General features: G+C 69.8%; 16 protein-coding genes. 4 read left to right on the top strand and 12 right to left on the bottom strand.

The window, feature by feature from the left end; all coding sequences use genetic code 11:
* Positions 1-135: 135 nt before the first annotated feature.
* Both Pmi06nite_RS41115 and Pmi06nite_RS41110 read right to left on the bottom strand, forming a co-directional pair.
* Complete coding sequence (locus Pmi06nite_RS41115; protein ID WP_203958683.1) at positions 136-438, bottom strand: hypothetical protein; 303 nt, start codon at positions 436-438, stop codon at positions 136-138.
* Positions 439-1,079: 641 nt separating this feature from the next.
* Complete coding sequence (locus tag Pmi06nite_RS41110) at positions 1,080-1,307, bottom strand: DUF5372 family protein (protein WP_203958682.1); 228 nt, start codon at positions 1,305-1,307, stop codon at positions 1,080-1,082.
* Positions 1,308-1,827: 520 nt separating this feature from the next.
* Here Pmi06nite_RS41110 and Pmi06nite_RS41105 point away from each other — a divergent pair.
* Positions 1,828-2,598: a hypothetical protein gene (locus Pmi06nite_RS41105; protein ID WP_203958681.1), complete on the top strand. Its 771-nt coding sequence runs from the start codon at positions 1,828-1,830 to the stop codon at positions 2,596-2,598.
* Between the two features lie 658 nt (positions 2,599-3,256).
* Here Pmi06nite_RS41105 and Pmi06nite_RS41100 read toward each other — a convergent pair.
* From Pmi06nite_RS41100 to Pmi06nite_RS41055, 10 genes are all read right to left on the bottom strand, one after another.
* Positions 3,257-3,886 (bottom strand): hypothetical protein, encoded by a 630-nt coding sequence (locus Pmi06nite_RS41100; protein ID WP_203958680.1) that lies wholly within the window; start codon positions 3,884-3,886, stop codon positions 3,257-3,259.
* 451 nt (positions 3,887-4,337) lie between these two features.
* Entirely contained in the window at positions 4,338-4,643 is a 306-nt protein-coding gene (locus Pmi06nite_RS41095; RefSeq protein WP_203958679.1) for a DUF6247 family protein, read from the bottom strand.
* Between the two features lie 20 nt (positions 4,644-4,663).
* Positions 4,664-5,680, bottom strand: coding sequence for a pyridoxamine 5'-phosphate oxidase family protein (locus tag Pmi06nite_RS41090; protein ID WP_203958678.1), 1,017 nt, complete (start codon positions 5,678-5,680; stop codon positions 4,664-4,666).
* On the bottom strand, positions 5,680-6,324 hold the full coding sequence (locus tag Pmi06nite_RS41085; protein WP_203958677.1) for a hemerythrin domain-containing protein: 645 nt from the start codon (positions 6,322-6,324) through the stop codon (positions 5,680-5,682). Before Pmi06nite_RS41085 ends, Pmi06nite_RS41090 begins: the two co-directional genes overlap by 1 nt.
* Positions 6,325-6,369: 45 nt before the next feature.
* Complete coding sequence (locus Pmi06nite_RS41080) at positions 6,370-9,675, bottom strand: ATP-binding protein (RefSeq protein WP_203958676.1); 3,306 nt, start codon at positions 9,673-9,675, stop codon at positions 6,370-6,372.
* A 1,197-nt stretch (positions 9,676-10,872) separates the two neighbouring features.
* Positions 10,873-12,090 (bottom strand): ABC transporter permease, encoded by a 1,218-nt coding sequence (locus Pmi06nite_RS41075; RefSeq protein ID WP_203958675.1) that lies wholly within the window; start codon positions 12,088-12,090, stop codon positions 10,873-10,875.
* A complete protein-coding gene (locus Pmi06nite_RS41070) occupies positions 12,090-12,782 on the bottom strand; it encodes an ABC transporter ATP-binding protein (RefSeq protein ID WP_203958674.1) in 693 nt (230 codons plus the stop codon). Before Pmi06nite_RS41070 ends, Pmi06nite_RS41075 begins: the two co-directional genes overlap by 1 nt.
* The gene (locus tag Pmi06nite_RS41065; RefSeq protein ID WP_203958673.1) at positions 12,779-13,858 is read right to left on the bottom strand and encodes an efflux RND transporter periplasmic adaptor subunit; all 1,080 of its coding nucleotides are present in this window, start codon (positions 13,856-13,858) and stop codon (positions 12,779-12,781) included. The genes Pmi06nite_RS41070 and Pmi06nite_RS41065 overlap by 4 nt, the downstream gene beginning before the upstream one ends.
* On the bottom strand, positions 13,855-14,385 hold the full coding sequence (locus tag Pmi06nite_RS41060; RefSeq protein WP_203958672.1) for a hypothetical protein: 531 nt from the start codon (positions 14,383-14,385) through the stop codon (positions 13,855-13,857). The genes Pmi06nite_RS41065 and Pmi06nite_RS41060 overlap by 4 nt, the downstream gene beginning before the upstream one ends.
* 206 nt (positions 14,386-14,591) lie before the next feature.
* On the bottom strand, positions 14,592-15,125 hold the full coding sequence (locus Pmi06nite_RS41055) for a hypothetical protein (protein WP_203958671.1): 534 nt from the start codon (positions 15,123-15,125) through the stop codon (positions 14,592-14,594).
* 125 nt (positions 15,126-15,250) lie between these two features.
* Here Pmi06nite_RS41055 and Pmi06nite_RS41050 point away from each other — a divergent pair, with 125 nt between their 5' ends.
* The 3 genes from Pmi06nite_RS41050 to Pmi06nite_RS41040 form a co-directional block, all read left to right on the top strand.
* Complete coding sequence (locus tag Pmi06nite_RS41050; RefSeq protein WP_203958670.1) at positions 15,251-15,901, top strand: response regulator transcription factor; 651 nt, start codon at positions 15,251-15,253, stop codon at positions 15,899-15,901.
* A gap of 56 nt (positions 15,902-15,957) precedes the next feature.
* Entirely contained in the window at positions 15,958-17,118 is a 1,161-nt protein-coding gene (locus Pmi06nite_RS41045; RefSeq protein ID WP_203958669.1) for a sensor histidine kinase, read from the top strand.
* Positions 17,119-17,416: 298 nt separating this feature from the next.
* Positions 17,417-18,035: hypothetical protein (locus Pmi06nite_RS41040; protein ID WP_203958668.1), on the top strand; the 619-nt coding region annotated here is incomplete at its 3' end.

The raw sequence follows: 18,035 nt of genomic DNA, 5'->3' as shown, positions 1-18,035 counted from the left end.
TGCTCGCCGGCGGAGCAGGGTTCACGGTCGATGTGACGAAGACCGCGCGTCCTGGCCGCTGGGGCGTGCTCACGTGTAGCGGTCCTCGTCGCCCAGCCGGCGGGCGCTTCCTGATGATGAGACCGTTCGCGGATGTCAGTTCTCGCCCGATTTGATCCACGTGGGGAAGCTGACCTGCGGTGAATCAGATAGGTCTGGAGAGGGCTCCAGCTCGTAGTCCCATTCGATCTGATCTATTTCACCTGACTGATGACGCCAGACGTGGTGCTGGGCGTAGACGCTCATGTTGTTGGTCTGCAGGTAGAGGTCGTCGGTTAGCGAGAGCCGTCGCCGGAGTTCGGCGGCGAAGTCTTCCGAGTCTGGACGGCTGTGATCCTCGCCGGCGTGGAATCGTCGTGCCGCCTCCGTCCAGTAGGGGACGGCAGTATCGCGGCGCATATGACGGTTTCGGGGTAGCGGGTCAGGTGGGTGAGCGTGAGAGCCGGGGCCGAGGCGTGGGCGAGCCTCCGTCTTCTGTCTTCCCACCGTGCGGGGAGTTCGGCGTGTGCGGGGGAAGGGGAGACCACGCTGACGCAGTCGTGCGCCTCGTGGAAGGCGGTGAGGGCCGGGGGAGGGCGTATACCGGCGGGCAAGTCGGCGGTGAAGCCGGGCGGCATCGAGCAGTTTGGGCAGGCTCAAGACCGAACAGGTGGTTCATCAAGCGCATGCTGGCGCTTGACGAAGGTTTGCCGTGACTCGCCATAGGCTGAGGTACGTGCCCCAGACACGGTCATGACCCAAAGGGGGTACATGATGACGGAGCGCGGGCGGGCAGCGATGGCGCGGCCGGAGCGTCAGGAGGACGTGCTGCCCCTGGTGGCGCCAGGCACCGACCTCATCGTGCCGCCGCAGTGCGGCGAGCCGCAGACGCTGATCGACACTCTGGAAACGCACGCGAACGAGCTTGAGGGCGTGCCCACATCGACTACCTGGCCTTCCTGCCATCGATGGGGCTGTTTCATCGCGAACTCCTCGGGTGAGTGGCAGACGACTCCCGGCAAGACGGCACTCAACCAAGATCCGTGTTCTGCCCGAGCATGTCAACGATCGATCATTTTGCCGAGCGCCAGCCCATCAGCGGTGAAGGGGCAGCGCCCGTCCGCCGCGACCACGAACGGATCGGCCCCTGCCACATCCGTCCACGCAGCTGGCAGCGAGAACAGGCCGCCGTCCTCGTCGCGGCAGTAGACCCGGTCCTCACCCCAGTTACGGCGATGAACGACGAACTCAAAATCGCGCCCGGACAGGGGATGGAACGGGTGGGTCACCCGGACACGTCGGTACCGATCGTCGCCATCGGGTGTAGTCGACGGCGTGCTCCAATGCGATCTGCGAGCGGGTCATCGGGACACTGCGCCGGGAACTGCACAACCAACTAGACCTGCCTTAGCACGCAGATCAGTCCGGCCAAAGCAGACTGGAAGCGTTCAGCGTGCCCGTTGCGTGCCCGTAGGGTCGGCAATCAGCAGGGATTCACGGGGACTCCGGTCAGTCGACTCACATATGCCCAGGTCAGCGTTTTCGCAGGTCAGACCGCATCGTGTCGAAAGACTTCCCAAGCTGACAGCCCGGACACTCGGCCGCAGCTGAACTGCACACTCGACCCCATGAACACCAGTCGAAGATCATTGATACGGGCTGCGAACGCATCGTTGCTGGTCGGCGGTGGTTTTCGCGGAATGATGACGCTTTTGACACGGTCTCATGCAGGCGGCCAACCGCTCAGACATGCTGGACGTCGTAGCGGGCATGTGCACAGATCTATCGAGCGCGCCCTCTCGCCATCACATGAGCAGGACGCGCCTTCACCGCCGCTCTCTCCTGGCGGCGGCCTCCGGTGTGCTGGCCCTCGGCCTGCTCGCCGGCTGCGGGGGGACCGACCCGGCTGCCCCCGCGAAGACCACCGCCCCGGCCGCAGCCGACGCCGGCCCGACAACCTCTCCGTCGAGCACCGGCCTGGAGGCGCTCTCCGCCGCCGAGATCGTCAAGCAGTCGCGTGAGGCCTTGGCCTCCGCCGGCTCCCTCCACCTCCACGGCACCTTCACCGCTGACGGCCAGGACTTCGACATGGATACGGCCATGGTGCGCGGGAAGGGCGGCACCGGCCACATCTCGATGTCCGACAGTGGCCGCATGGAGATGACGGTTATCGGCAAGGACGTTTACATCTCGGGCGACAAGGTGTTCTACGAGAGGACGATGGGCAAGGACACCGCGAGCCTGATGAAAGGCAAATACATCAAGACGCTCACGACGGCGAAGGGCGTCGGCGACTTCTCAGGGTTCGTCGACTTCGACAAGATGCTCGATCAGGTGATACCGGATGCCGACAGCCTGAAGGTGGCCGCCCCTACGGACATCCGCGGTGTGTCGGCCATGACCCTTCAAGCTGCCGACGGAGACAAGGTGTGGGTGGCGGCGGAGGGCGAGCCGTACATCCTTCGCATCGGCAGCGGCACCGACGACTCGGCGTTCCTCGACTTCCTCGACTACGGCAAGAAGGTCACGCTGACGCCGCCGCCGGCGGGCAAGATCGTCGACATCTCCAAGGCGGGGTGACCGTTTCGCCGGCTTCTCATGGTTGCCCGTGAACGATCTGGGCCCGTCTCCCTGCCGGGAAGGCGGGCCCTCCACGTCCGCAATCTCAAGAGCCGGCGATGCCGGCGCGGGTACGGTCAGACAGTGATGGCGATCTTGTCGACCGGGTGGCCATGCTCGCCAGCCTCGTGCGCGGCAGCATCTCCTGACGCCTCTCGGGTCGCCCGACATCAGAAGCGTGATTGGCTGAGCGCCCAAAGGGGAGCCAAGTCGAGAGCCACACGCGGTGAACCAGCGTGAACGGGTCTGGACTCAGTTGCCCGGCCTGACCTCGCATCCGGATCAGCGTGAACTGATCGACAGGGGAAGAGTCTGGTTCGAGTCCTCTGGCGATAAGCCCGGCAGCTCTCTGCGGAGGCTCTGGGCCCGATCCAATCTCAAGAGGCTGATCGCCGAGCTTGCCCTGGGGTGTCGACGACCGCGCCTACGAAGCGACCCACGGCGCCCCGCGAGCGACGCCGCGACCATGGCGGCCGGTCCGACGGCCCGGCCCCGTCGTCGCCCGGGCGGGCCCGGCGTGGAGATCCTTCATTGACCCCAACGTATGTCCCCCGGAACCGCCCACGCCCGTCTCGCGGCGGAGGAGCCCGCCGAATCCCCTCGAGGAGGTCTGGTTCCGCTAGCCGCAGTAGACGGTGACCACGGCCCAGCCCATGACATAGTCGTCGTCGTGCTGGAACGTGTAGCTGTCGGTGTGCAGCCCCTCCTGGCGATCGGTCACGACGGTGCCGTCACCATGGCTCTCGGTGGACCGGAGGACCAGGGTGTGGTTCTCGGTGGGGCACGCCGAGGCGAGCGTCGCCTCACCGTGGAGCGGCAGAAACGAACGGGTCGAGAGGCCGTACTCCTGAGGCTTTCCGTGGTTCACGTTGGAGCATGTGATCGTCAGGTTGTACGACAGGACCACATCGTGATGCGACTTCCCCGCCTCCAGTAGCGTCTGGGTGTTGCGGATGTTCATCCGCACCGAGCGTCCGTCGTCGGTCGTGTAGATGTTGTCGTAGCGGCCGAACTTGTGATCGCTCGAGTTCCCGGTGGCGGCCGAGCCGCCGGCACTGACGACGTAGGGCGCGGTCGAGGGACACTTCTGGAGCAGGTACCCCTCGGTCTGCGGGTACAGGCTCTTGCCCTGCGTCAGGACGACCGTGACCTCTCCGGTGTCGGCGACGGCCTGAACCGCCGGGAGGAACGGGGTGATTCCGGTGACAGCGGCGGCGGTGGCGAGCGCGGCCAGACGTGACATACGCATGACGGTTTCTCTCCTCTGAGATCGGCAAGCGGGTTTCCGCTTGTGCCGACGACAGTAGGAAGACCCTCTTGGAGTCCGCTGAAGAGCCGCTTGTGTCCGCTTCGCCGCGTCCTGCACGACAGGCTCAGCTGTGGGTGGCGTAGTGGTTTCGCTCCTGTCCGCGCCGGCTGCCATCGCCGTCGACGCGGTCTCGTTCTTGCTCGCCGGCCTATGCAAGGCCCGTATCCGCGCGCCCCAGGAGCGGGGGTCGTCCCCGCGGAGCGGCGGCAACGTCACCTCGGCGCCGGCACCGTCGAGGGAGTGCGCGTGGTCTTCGCTCATCCGAACAGGCGCGCTGTGACGCTCGCGGCTACCGTCGGTGCACTCGCCGGCCAGATCCAGAACGTCGTCTTGGTGCTCTACCTGGGTTGAGACCTCAACTTGACGCCGGCCCTGATCGGCGCGTGGTAGGTCACGACCGTCGCGCCCGTGCCACTCGCTCCTCCCAGTCGGGGACGGCCTCCTCCAGGGAAACCAACTCGCCCACCCCACGAGCCGCCTCCTGCGCGCGCTGCCCATAGGAGGGATCGGCGAACGCGATCGAGTTCTGCCACCACAGATTGAGAAGTTCGGGTGGCCGGTGGTACTCACCCGGCTCCTGGGCCGCCTCCCACGCCTCTCGATACCGCGCGAGAAAAACCGGCCGCCACCTCTCCGGCAGCGCCTGGAGCATCGCCTGCGGATCGAATCGAGGAGCATGAACCGGCTGCGCGCTCATGGCTTCACCGCCGCAGGCCGTCACGCTCCGGCGGATTCACGGACGGAGCCAGGCGTGGGGCGGCGGACGCGGGGGACGGGCTGGCCGCGACGGGCGGCCTCGGCCTTCAGGCGCTTCCTGAGCATTCTGCCCTGGCCGAGGAACGAGCGGTTCCGCTCGCGGCGGTTCCCGGAGAGACTCCAGTCGTTCAGGGCCCGCTCGACCCGCACGCTCAGCCGGTCGCCCTCTCCGGTCGCGGTCCCGACGAGCACCACGTTCTCCTGCCACTCCATGGCCGGGCCGTGGCGGTGGAAGGTCAGGCACACCGGCCCCTCGGCCGCCTGGACGCCCGCGGGCAGCCGCAGGTCGAAGCCGGCCTCGGTGCGTACGGCGGAGCGGGTGCGCACGGCCAGCGGCATGCCGTCGGCGACCATGGTGACGACGGACTCGCCCAGACGTGCCGCGCGGTCGGCGAAGGGCCGCCAGTCCGCCGGCGGGGCCAACCGGCTCGGCAGCCGGGGGCCCGTGGGGGCGGGATCGGAGGCGGGGACCGCGACGTCCCCCGGGCCCGTCCAGATCTCGGGCGTCCTGGACAGGTCGCCCTCGGGCCACCAGACGATCCTCTCGGGGGTGACCTCCACCCAGATGCGGGCGAAATACCACCCCAGCCGCTTCACCAGGAACCACGGCATCTCGGCGAACCCGGCACCGGTCTTGGCGAGCGACTCGCGGACGTACCGGTCGGTGTTGGCCTGCAGATCCGCGTCGTGTACGGTCGCCCGGCCCTGTACGAGGACGATGGGTGCCCGGTCCAGTTCGGTGCCCTCGGCGCTGGAGTAGAGCAGCGCGACGCGCGGGTCGCGCCGGGCGCGCTCGGCCTTGTCGGGGTAGGTGAGCCCGGTGCTCACGTCGAGCGTGCCGCCCGCGCCGACGTACGGCGTGACGGCCCAGGTGACGGGCCGGCCGTCCCGGGTGAGCGAGGCGTACTCGCAGACCATGGCGCGGTCGAAAATCTCGGCCGCCTCGCGCGGCCACGTGGTCGATGCGGATGTGGTCATCACGACTCCAAGAGAGCGTTTGCGGGGGCGGTGGCGCCGTACAGGCGGGTGAAGCGCCGCCGGTAGGCCGGCCACCAGAACAGGCGGAACATGAGCCGGGCCACGACGGGCAGGTCGGCGTACGACGCCGCGAGCAGGTCGGCGTCCGCACTCGAGGCGAGCCAGCCGAAGATGACGGGGACCCGGCGGCGGCCGAAGTCGTCCATCGCCTGGCGCTTGTCGGCCTCGACGTCGTCGAGAGTGAGGTGGCGGAGCATGAGCGGCACGGCAATCCGCTCCTCGTGGTCGAGGTGCTCGTTGACGAGCTCGTGCAGCCGCCGCAGGGTGGGCGCGCGCACGGCCAGGGGCACCCCGCGATCGGAGGCGGCCGCGATGAGCGGGTCGAGCACGGAGTGCTCGGACTCCAGCTCGGCCAGCACGTCCGCCGCCTCCGGGGCGCGGCCGACGAGCGTGGGCCACAGGCCGGCGTCCTCGTGCGAGTGGTGGGCGTGCAGCATGTCCAGCACGAGCGCGAGCTGCTCCTCCAGCAGCTCCTCGTGCGCGTCGTCACGCGGGTTCGCGCACGCCTCGGCCAGGCGGCCGAACTCGGTGCGGAAACCGGCGTGCATCATCAGGAAGCCGGTCAGGTGTTCTGGTGTGATCATCAGTCTGTTCCCTCACGTGTCGGAAACAGAGTGCGCGACCCGCCTCTACGTGCACTTGTCGAGGGCTTGTCGGGCCCTTGCCAGCCAGTAGCCCGCGCCCGCCTGCTCCAGCAGGCGCACCGCCTCCCGCAGGTGGGCCCGTGCCCCCTCGCGGTCCCCGAGCGCCAGCAGCGCCTCCCCCATGTGGCCGTCGTACGCCCCGTCGACGGTGGTGCACGTGCCGTTCACGTGCAGCAGCCCGACGAAGGGACGGAACGCGTCGTAGACCTCCCGCGCGACGTCCAGTTCGCCGAGCCGGATCGCCGCGTGTAACCGGGACATGGTGGTCATCGCCCAGTTGTAGTCGCGCGGCGGCAGAGGGGTCTCATGCAGAAGCCGCCGGGCGCGCTCGTGCTCGCCCAGGTCCGCCAGCGCGTACGCCAGGACATAGGCGAGCCCTGCCAGGCCGGTACGCCGGAACATCTCCTCGATCCATGCCGCCTCCTCGCCGAGGCGGTCCTCGTGGATGAGCGTCTCGGCCCGTACGGCGAGCATGCTCACCTCGAAGTATGCGAGATCGGCGAACGACAGCGTCGCCCTGACGAGCTCGAAGTGGCGGGCCGGTTCCGGCACGCCCTGGAACAGGTCGAGCCCCACATGCGCCACCGCCGCCTGCAGCGCCAGCGTGGGATTGTGCAGGTCGCGCAGCAGCGTGTCGATCTCCGTCAGCAGCGCGCGGGCCTGCGGCACCCTGCCGTGCTCCACGAGATGAACGACGAGGTGAAGCTGCGCGATCACCCTGAGCTGGGACGACAGGTCCGGCTCGGCCAGCAGGCGCCACGCGGTCTCGGCGCGCTGCTCGATGAAGTCCTGTCCCTGCATGGCGAGCAGTCGCAGGTGGAGCACGCGCCGCAGCAGGGCGGGGTCGCCCAGGCGCTCGGCCGCCACCACGGCCTGCGACGAGACCGGGTCGACCTCGTCCTCGCGACCGGTCTGGGCGAGCACGACGGCCCGGACGGCCTGTGCCGTCGCCCAGGCCGGTGTGGAGGGCGGCAGCTCTCGCACGGCCCGGTCCATCGAGTCCCGCACGGCAGCCACGTCCAGGCCGTACCGGAAGGGCACCCAGACGCCGTGTCCCATCGCGATGTCGGCGGCCCTGACGGCCTTGTCCAGGTCGGCGCCGGCCATGGCGAGCGCCTGCTCGACCGCCTCGTAGCCCTCGTCGAACCGCCCGGCGGCGTAGCGGCTCTCGGCCAGCGCGACGGCGAGCTCGAACCGCTCGGCCGCGCCGGCCCCGGCCAGCTCGGCCGCCGCCAGCGCCTCCTGCCACGACACGGCCGCGTCGTCGGGCGCGTGCCGCCGCAGGGCCGCCCGCGCGGCGCGGGCGGAGTAGCCCATCGCCATGCGGGCGGGCTCCGCGCCCAGCTCCGCCGCCGCCAGCCAGTGCCGCGCGATCACCGCCGCGCGGTCGTCCCGGTCCCCGTGGACGCGGGTGAGGACGCCGGCGACCTGCTCGTGCACACGCGCCCGCCACAGCCGCGACCGGTGCGACAGCAACGCGTCGGTCACCAGGGCGTGCGCGAACTCGTAAACGCCCAGCCGGTACGACGACTCCCGGATCAGCCCCGCGTCGAGGGCCCTGTCGAGCGGCGGCAGCAGGTCGCCGACCGTGCCGCCGGCGACCTGGGCCAGGACGCCCGCCTCGAACTCGTCGCCGATCACGGCGGCGAGCTCCAGCACGCGGGCCGCCTCCTCGCCCAGGCCCGCCACCCGGTGCAGCACGACGTCCAGCACGCCCTGCGGCAGCTCCTCGCCCGCCCGGGCCAGCTCCGCGAGGAAGAACGGGTTGCCGGCGGTGCGCCCGCGCAGCTCCTCGGCCTTGCGGCTGCCCGGGTCGCGGCCGGACAACTCGCGGACGAGCGCGCGGACCTCCTCGGTGGCGAGCCCGTCGAGCCCGAGCCTGCGCGCGCCGAGCCGCGACAGCGCCGACAGCGTGCCGGTGAGCGCCGACGCCTCGTGCCGCCGGAAGGTCGCCACCAGCAGCAGGCCCGGCCGGGCGGTGGACGCCACGTGGACCAGCAGCCGCAGCGTCGCGTCGTCGGCCGCGTGGATGTCCTCCAGCACGACAATCACCGGGCCGGCGCCGGCCAGGAACGTGCCGACCGCCTCGAAGAACCGCAGCCGCGCCCCCTGCGCATCGGACGCCGGGATCGCCTCCGGCCCGCCCGACAGGAACGTGCCCACCTCGTCGGGCAGGGCGGCCTCCGGAGCCGCGGCGGCGAGGTTGCGCAGGACTCGTTCCCAGGGCCACAGGGCGGGCGCGGTCTCGTGGTCGGGACTCGACCCCCAGCCGACCGGCACGTCGGCGGTCGCGCGGAACCGCTTCAGCAGGCTCGTCTTGCCGACGCCCGGCTCGCCGTCCACCAGCACGACCTGCCCGGCGGCGGACGACGCCCTCGCCGCCTCGTTCAGGAACTCCAGCGTGCTCTCGCGGCCGACGAAGACGGGCTGGTCCGCCGCGGACTCGGGAGCCCTGCGTGCCGTCGTCTGTTTCGGCGTCCGCGTCGGAGGCGTCTGCGGGGGTGACGGCATGGCGGGCCGCTCCGGCGGGAGCAGCGTGGCGTCCTGGCGCAGCACCGCGCCTTCGAGCTCCCGCAGCCGCGGCCCGGGGTCGATGCCCAGCTCCCCGGCGAGCACCTCCCGCACCCTGCGCAGGCATTCGAGGGCCGCCGCCTGCCGGCCCGCCCGGTAGTGGGCCAGCACCAGCAGTTCCCAGGCACGCTCCCGCAGGGGGTGTTCGCGGACGAACGGGTCCAGCCGCGCGACCACGTCCGTGTGGCGGCCCAGCTCCAGCAGGGCCGCGGCCAGCCCCTCCACCGCGTCCAGCCGCACCTGTTCCAGACGGCCGATCTCCGGCTGCGCCCACTCCTCGGAACGCACGTCCGCGTACGGGTCACCCCGCCACAGGTCGAGCGCCTCGGCGAGGGCGGACGCCGCCTCCTCGTGCCGTCCCTCGGCCAGATGGCCGAATCCGGCCGACATGAGCGTCTCGAAGTCCCTCGTGTCGAGGCCGAGCCCGCCGGTCATCAGGCCGTACCCGTCGGCAGCGGTGACCAGGACGGTCGGGGTCGCGCCGGGCCGCCGGTCGGGCTCCAGCCGCCGGCGCAGGTTGGAGACGTACACCTGCAGGCTCCCCTGGGCTCTGGCCGGCGGGTTGCCGGACCACAGGCGGTCGGCCAGGAGGTCCGCGGGGAGCACGCGGTCGGCGTGCATCGCGAGGAGGGCCAGGAGGGCTCGCTCCTTCGGCGGTCCGGCCGGTACGGCCTGCCCGGCCACGATGAGTTCCACGGGTCCGAGGACTTTCAGCCGCACAGGACCAATGGTAGGGAGGCGCCTTCAACCGGTCCAGTTGTCACATTTCCGGAGCCGTCCGGCGTTCCAGCACCACGACTGGCGTTGCCCACCAGCGCCCTGCTGGTTACGCAGGTGGTGTGCGTGGACGACTTCGCTCTGAGACCGGCACCGTTACGCGACGCTGCTGATCTACGCGACCACCCGTCGCCGTATCACATACATGGTTGCCCTCATTGCCTGCGGTTCGTGCCTCGCTGCGCGGGTTCTCTGTGAGGAGGAACGGGGGCGGCAGAGGATGCGGTGCGTCTAACAATGGCGGACAGGTCGACCCGGGTGTCGGACACCGCTGTACGGGATGCGAGCCATTCCAGGTGTTCGCGGGTGCCTGGACGCTGTTGTGCAGTCCGTCGTGTGAATGCCGCAGGGTCCCGGCGCAGCTCCAGGAGGTTGATGTCCTGCCAGAGCGCTGGCCTCAGGTCAGGATCGGCAGCTAGTAGTGCAGCCTCGCTGAGGGCCCACGATGTGCGAGTCTTTGGCCGGTTCAACTCCTTGTACTCCGCCAGCGCGCCTCCCACTTCTGCCGCCATTGACGGGTTGCGGCCTGCGCGCGTGGCTCACGTCTCGTCGGTCTCGTCGGGCGATGACCATCAGTGCTTCGAAGGCGTCGAGCGTTGCCTGGATGAGGGGCGCCATGTCGGTCGGGGTCGGTGCGATCGCGTCGAGCGTCATGGACGGTGCGGCGTTCTGAGGAGCCGGAGTCCAGAGCGGATTGGCGTACAGAAGTCGCCCCAGGCCCACCGTTACGAGTGTGAGGTGTTGCTGACGTAGAGAGGGGTTGGCGGGCCTTGGCGCGAGGTATCCCTGCCAGGCTCGGCGCACCGCTTTCCACTCGGCGTGTGCCTGCTCCATGCTGTCGGTCGAGCCCCGCAGGGCCTTGCTCAAGTCGGATTTGAGATCAGTCAGGTCGCAGGCCCGGCGAGTGAGCTGGGTGAGGATCCTGGCGGAGATGTGCGTGATGATCGAGCAGGCGAGAGCCGTGCGTTGCCATCCCCATGGGCCGGACTCGCTCTCTCGGTGGCACAGGGTTCGTAGGGCCTCGGGGCTGGTGGCGATCCCTGCTCGTAGCTCGGTCGGAGGTTGCGGTGTGCTTGCGGTACGTAACGCCGCCGCTGCCGGGCGTCTGCGCCGTCCACGTTGGACGGCGCCGACGTGCGGTCAGGGTGTGGCCAGCGCTTCGGTCGGGGACAGCCGCGCCGCGCGGATCGCCGGGTAGAGCCCGGCGACGCCACCGATGAGCACGGTGGCGGCGAGTCCGCCCGCGGTCGCCCAGGCCGGTACGACTGCCGGCCAGCTCTGGTACGCGGCGTATCCGGTGGTGACGGCGATGCCGAGCAGTACTCCGCCGACGCCGCCAAGTGTGGACAGCAGGAGCGACTCGGCGAGGAACTGGAGCCGGATCTGTCCTCGGGTGGCGCCGAGCGAACGGCGTAGCCCGATCTCGGCTCGGCGCTCCAGCACCGAGATCACCATCGTGTTGGCCACCCCGACGCCGCCCACCAGCAGCGCCACCGCGCCCAGGCCGAGCAGCAACCCGTTCAGGGTGACGTCTGCCGCTCGGCTTGCGGCTAACACGTCCGAGGGGCGGGACACGCTGACGTCGCCCGGTGTCTGCGGGTTGGCGGTGGCGGCCAGGACGCTGTGGACCGCCTCGACCTGGCTGTCCCGCGACCTGGTGTAGACGGTGGTCGCCCGCCCGTCGAAGCGGAACAGGTCGGTGGCGATGTCCCAGCCGATCAGGACGGCCGTGTCGAGTTCGGGCGCGAGCGGGACCGGGTTGAGCACGCCGATCACGGTGAACCGTTCGCCGCCGACCAGGATCTCCGTCTGCGGGCTGGGCCGGCCGATGCCGAGCCGCTCGGCCGTGTCGGCGCCGATCACCGCCGCGGGGTACCGGCCGGTGACGTCGTTCAGCCAGACGCCGCTGCGCAGAGTTGCGCCGACGGCCCGCGGCAGGCTCAAACGGGCGGCCGACACGGTCAGCCCGTTGGTCTCCACCTTGGGGATCTTGTCCGAGCGGTACACCTTGGCGTCGCGGATCGTCCCCGTAGCCGCGACGGCGGTGACCGGGCCGATCCGCGCAATCATCGCCTCGGCCTCGGCGGGCAGCTTCGCGTCCTGGCCATTGAGGTTCTGCCCGGGCGAGACGGTGAGCAGGTTGGTGCCGAGTGCGGCGAGCTGACGGTTGAGTTGTTCGTGGGAGGAGGACGAGATGCCCACCACGGCGACCATCGCGGCGATGCCGATCGCGATACCCAGCGCGGACAGCAGCGCCCGGGTCGGCCGGGCGCGCAACCCGGCCGCGCCAACCCGGGCCACGTCACGTGGGGCCAGGTGGGCGGGCGTGAGCCGGGGGCGGGTTTGTGGCGCGGTCATCACTCGGCCACCCCCGCAACCTGCGGCGTGGTGACGCCGTCGCCGACCAGCCGGCCATCGCGCATGTGCACGTGCCGGTCGAGGCCGGCGGCGACCTCACGGTCGTGCGTGATGACCACGACCGTGGTACCGGCGGCGTGCAGCTCCCGCAGCACCGCCATGACGCCGTGGCCGGAAACGGAGTCGAGGTTGCCGGTCGGCTCGTCGGCGAGCAGCAGCGCGGGATCGCCGATCACCGCCCGGGCGATGGCCACGCGCTGCTTCTCGCCACCGGACAGCTCGTGCGGCTCGTGGTCGAGCCGGTGTCCGAGTCCGACCCGCTCCAGCGTCGCCTCGGCCCGCCGCCTCCGCTCGGCCAGGCCGACCCCGGCATAGAGCAGGCCGTCGGCCACGTTGTCCAGCGCCGGCAGGCCGGTGGCCAGGTGGAACTGCTGGAACACGAAGCCGATCCGGCTCGCGCGCAGGGCCGACAGCTGCCGGTCGGACAACCGCGACACGTCGTACCCGTCGACGACCACCCGGCCGGAGGTGGGCCGGTCGAGCGTGCCCAGCATGTGCAGCATGGTGGACTTGCCCGAGCCGGACGGGCCAACGACCGCGACCAGTTCGCCGGCGCCGATGCTCAGGGTGACGCCGGCGAGCGCGTGCACGTCACCGGGGTACACCTTCGTCACGTCGGTCAGTTCGATCATTGCGGCATCCCCACGGTCATGCCCTCGTTCAGCCCGTCGCCGGTGATCTCGACCCGGCCGTTCGCGAACAGGCCGGTCTCCACCTTGATGTAGTGCGTGGTGGATCCCTCGACGACCTCGACGCCGTAGCCGCCCTCGGCCAGCGCCACCAGCGCCCCGACGGGCACGGTGAGCACGTTCTTGCGCTCGGCCGCGGTGAAGACCACGTTGACCACGGCCGCCTCGATCCCCACGGCAGCCTTGGGGTCGGCCAGCGAGACGACGGTCTCGATCCAGGTCTCCGCCTCGCTGCCCGCGTCGGTCGGCTGCTCGACCACCGTGTAGACGCGGTCCACCCGGCCGGTCACCTTCTTGCCGCCGGGCATCTGGACCTGCACCTTCACGCCTTTGCGGGCCAGTCGCTGTTTGGACACCTCGAGCCGGGCCGTCACCTGGCGGCCGGTCCCGGTGTACTGCAACACCTTTTGCCCGCCGCCGGTGGACTGGTTCACCCCGGTCGTGACACTGTCGACCCGGATCGCGCCCGGCGCGAACAGCACTCGTCCCTGCTCGACCTGACCGGTCTGCGACAGGCGCAGATCCTTCTGCCAGCGCTTCACCGCGGTCGCGGTCAGTGCCGTGTACGTGTTGTCCACCGTGAATCCGCCGTAGCCGAGGGCCTTCAGGTTCTCTTCAAGCTGCCGTACGTCCGCGCCGGTGACCCCCGGGGCGAGCGTCCGGTACGCGGCCACGGCGCCGTACATCAGCACCACCGGCCGGTTGTCCACCCGGTAGATCGGCCGGCCCCGGCGGACGACGTCACCCGCCAGCGGCACCTTGGTGACGACACCCGCGATCCGACCGGCCAGCGTGGTCTCGGCGTTGTAGCCGAGATCCCCTGGCACCTCGTCGGTGTCCAACATCGTCTGCCGAGTGACCTGCGCGGTGCCCGGCGGCAGGTCCGCCGCGGTCGGCGTGTCCGTGCCATCGCCGCCGAACCCGACCGCGGCCACGGTCGCCGCCCCCGCAGCGAGCACGACCGTACCGACCACAGCGCCGGCGCGGCCACGCCGGCGCGCTCCAGAGCGGCTGGTCATCTCGGCGTCGCTTCCGCGCTCGGGCGGTACGACCGGATGTACTCCCTGCAAAAGGCTTTCGCCTGGTCGTACTGCGGATCCTTGCGGACCTGCTCGGAGACGTCGACATGAGCTTCGGCGTCAGGGTCCGGGAAGTTCTCCACCCCGTGCTCCCGCATGCACCGCGACTCCTCGCGGGCCAACTCCGCCTTCACCGCGGCCAAGCCGGCGGGCATGACGGGCTCATACTGCTTGCACGCCTCTTGCGCCCTGGCCCCCACGTCCGGGCCCAGCGCGTCCTTGTCGAACCCACCCCCCATCCGGACGTCGCCGTTGACGACCTGCGGGTCGGACATCGGTACGCCGTGCTCCCGCATGCACCGCGTGTACCTGATTGCCTGCTCCAACTCGCTGAGGCTCGGCGTCGCACTCGGTGCGGCGGAGCCGCCCACCGAGGCCACGCCCCTGCCGTCGTCCGATGTCGAACAGGCGGCCGCCGTGACCAGCAAAAGTGGTAATAGGCAGCCGACCAGGAATCTCTTTCTCATCAGCGATCTCCTTTGGTCCGATGGGTCCAGTGGAGCAGCGAGCCCGCAACGGCACCGTCACAGCGCTTGTAACGCCGGTGTAATGCTCGATTGCCGACGACGTGGTCGTGCTCGACCGAGACCTGCCGCTCGTCCACGGCGACCATGTGTGCACCGCGTTGGCCTCGGGCGTCGGTGTCCAGCCAGCATCGTCTGCCGGGTCGTCATCACCGTGTGGCTCCAGGGCTCGGCGCGCGCGACGCAAACTCCGCATCCGTCTGCGCGCGGCACGTCTCCCTCGCGTCCATGAAGTCCGGGTCGGCCCCGACCTCCGAGGGGACCCGGGTGCCGTCGGGCCCCGGGTCGGGGTAGTTCTCCACCCCGTGCTCCCGCATGCAGCGCGCTTCCTGGCGCGCCAGCTCGTTCTTCAGATCCATCACGGGGCCGACCTCCTGAGCGGGGCGGTACTGCTTGCACGCGTCCTCCGCCGGGAACAGTTTGTCTCTGGCGGCCCCCTTGTCGGCGTGCCCTTGTCTGACGGTGTCGCCGTCGACCTCCGGGTCCGTCATCGGCACGCCGTGCTCCCGCATGCACTGCGAAAATCTGGTCAGTAGATCGAGCCGGCTGAGGCTCGGCGTAGCGCTCGGTGCGGCGGTGCCGCCCACCGAGGCCACGCCCCTGCCGTCGTCCGATGTCGAACAGGCGGCCGCCGTGACCAGCCCCAGTGGTAACAGGCAGCCGACCAGGAATCTCTTTCTCATCGGCGATCTCCTCTGATTCGGTAGGCCCAGTGGAGCAGCGGGCCCGCAACGGCACCGTCACAGCGCCTGTAACGCCGGTGTAATGCCCCATTGCCGAAACTGCTGGAGCAGGGAGGATTGTCAGGGTGCGAGTGCTGCTGATCGAGGACGAGTTGCTGCTGGCCGAACAGGTCGCCGACGGGCTACGGGACCGGGGTCTCGCGGTCGACCTCGCGACCGACGGCCTCGACGGCCTGCACAAGGCCGCCGCGAACCGGTACGACGTGGTCGTGCTCGACCGGGACCTGCCGCTCGTCCACGGCGACCAGGTGTGCATCGCACTGACCGGGGGCGGCAACGACGCCCGGATCCTCATGCTCACCGCGGCAGGGGAGGCGGCGGACCGGGTCGCCGGCCTGATGCTCGGCGCCGACGACTACCTGCCCAAGCCATTCGTCTTCGACGAGTTGGTGCTGCGGATCCGCGCGCTGGCGCGCCGGGCCAACAACGCGCCGCGGGTGCTCCAGCGTGCCGGCCTGACCTTCGACACCGCTCGGCGCGTCGTCACCCGCGACGGCCGCGTCATCCCGCTGACCACGAAGGAGCTGGCCGTGCTGGAGGTCCTGATGGGCGCCGACGGCGCCGTCGTCAGTGCTGAGGACCTGCTGGAACGGGTGTGGGACGAGCACGCGGACCCGTTCACCGGCACCGTCCGGGTCACCATGGCCCGGCTGCGCCGCAAGCTGGGCGACCCGCCGCTGATCCAGACCGTCGTCGGCGCGGGGTACCGGCTATGAGGCCGCGGTGGAAGCACCCGTCGATCCGGCTGCGGCTGACCCTCGTGTATGCGGTCGTGCTCGTGGCGACCTGCGCGGCGCTCCTCGCGCTGAACTACGCGCTGCTGTACCAGAGCCTCTACAGGAACATCCATGGCCCGACCCCGGATGAGGTGAAAGCGGCTTTCATCGATCAGCCCGGAAGCGATCCGAAGGTCGTGGCAATGCACCGCGATGATGCCGAGATTGCCCGGTTGCGCGCCGACACGCTCCTCAACACCGCCGGAACCTCGGCGATCGCGCTGGGGATCACTGCGATGGTGGGGCTAGGTGTCTCCTGGGTCGTCGCCGGCCGCATGCTCCGGCCGCTGCGGACACTCACCGCCGCCACCCGGCGGATCTCGCAGGACCGGCTGCACGAGCGTGTCGCGCTCACCGGGCCGCGCGACGAGCTCAAGGAACTGGCCGACACCTTCGACGAGATGGTGGCCAGGTTGGAAGCCTCCTTCAGCAGCCAGCGAAGATTCGTCGCCGACGCCTCGCACGAGCTGCGTACCCCGCTCGCGATCGTCCGTACCGGCGCCGAAGTGCTGCTGGCCAAGCGGGAAAGCACGCACGAACAGTGGGAGGCCATGGCACGCCGCGTGTTGGCCGCTAACGGCCGGGCCGAACGCCTGCTGGACGGCCTGCTGGCACTGGCCCGCAGCGACAGCGGCGTCATCGCCCACGAGGCACACGATCTGGCTGTGGCCGCGGCCGGTGCGCTGAGCGAGGCGGACGACGAGGCCGAGGCCGCTGGCCTGTCCGTGACCACCGACCTGCGCCCCGCCCTGGTCGTCGGCGACCCGGTCCTGCTCGATCGCCTGGTGCGCAACCTGGTGGACAACGCGATCCGGCACAACCATCCGGGCGGTTGGATCCAGGTGGACACCGGTGGCCGCGACGGGGAGGCGGTCGTCACGGTACGCAACAGCGGTGAAGCCATCGCCCCGGCGGAGGTCGACCGGCTGTTCGAGCCGTTCCAGCGGCTGAAGTCCGACCGCACCGCGGGCGCCAGATCGACCGGTCTGGGCCTCGCCATCGTCAGGTCCATTGTGGACGCGCACGATGGCACGGTCGCGGCGGCACCGAACGCCGAGGGCGGACTGGCCGTCACCGTCACCCTGCCGGCAGGAGACGCCCTCCCCGCGCCTACTGAGCCGAGCGATCAGATACCGACACAGTGGCCGGACAAATGACTCGTGCACTTGATCAACGTGCTATTCATGGCATCGGATCGGGGTATTTGTTGATGTACCGCCACCGGTGACCAACGAACGATGCTGAGGCAAGGCGTGGCCCCGAGGGGTGCCGCTGGATTGCGCGTGTGGATTATCGCGGCGGTGTGCCGTCGCCGTCGCCCGGTGCGAAGATCAGGGCATCGGGATACCTCGATCCCGGAATCTCGAAGCGTACTGTCATGCCGCGATCCGCGCTCTCGTGCCGATGAGCGGAAGTTCTGGCTGGCGGTGGTGTTGCGCCGACCGCGATAGTGAGATGGTGCCGAACCTCGACTTCTACGCTGCTGACGACGATTGGTTATCGGTCCTCGAGACAGTGTTCGATCTCGGCTTGTTCCGTGTCTTCGAATCCGACTCGGAACCGGACTGCGAACTGCGGGAGTTCCAAGCCGCCCCAGACGTTCCCGACGGTCCACGGGGACGACACCTGGCGTTGTTCGTCGTCGGGTCGGGGCCGGATCCCATGGCCAGGCGAATCGACCTGCTTCCGGGAGCGCTTGGAGATGCAGCCTTCCGGTACTGCTGCGAAGGCTGGGGCCTCATTCAGCTCTACTACGGCGGATCGGTCGGGACACAGGAACTGCGATGGAGCCATACGAACCACAACACGGAAAAGCGTGCCTCGGCGTGGGCGACAACCCTGCAGCGACTCGGTGATCCCGCTGAGTGGAATTGGGCAGCGGTCACAAGCGCCTCCGGCAGACTCAATCGGGTCATTCGCCGGATGGCAGTGAGCAAGATGCCTTTCTTCATGTCGGATAGATCAGCGGGTCAGCTAGACGACCTTGAGGTGGGGACCATTTGGGGACCGTCTGACCGTCAGATGGGCACTCAGGGCATCACCGGCGTCGGCGATCGAGCCGCCCAGGCTGACT

It is taken from the genome of Planotetraspora mira, from assembly GCF_016863275.1.
In the GTDB taxonomy this organism is placed as follows: Bacteria; Actinomycetota; Actinomycetes; order Streptosporangiales; family Streptosporangiaceae; genus Planotetraspora; species Planotetraspora mira.
Note: the sequence above shows the minus strand (reverse complement) of the source record. Positions and strands in the feature narration are given on the sequence as shown.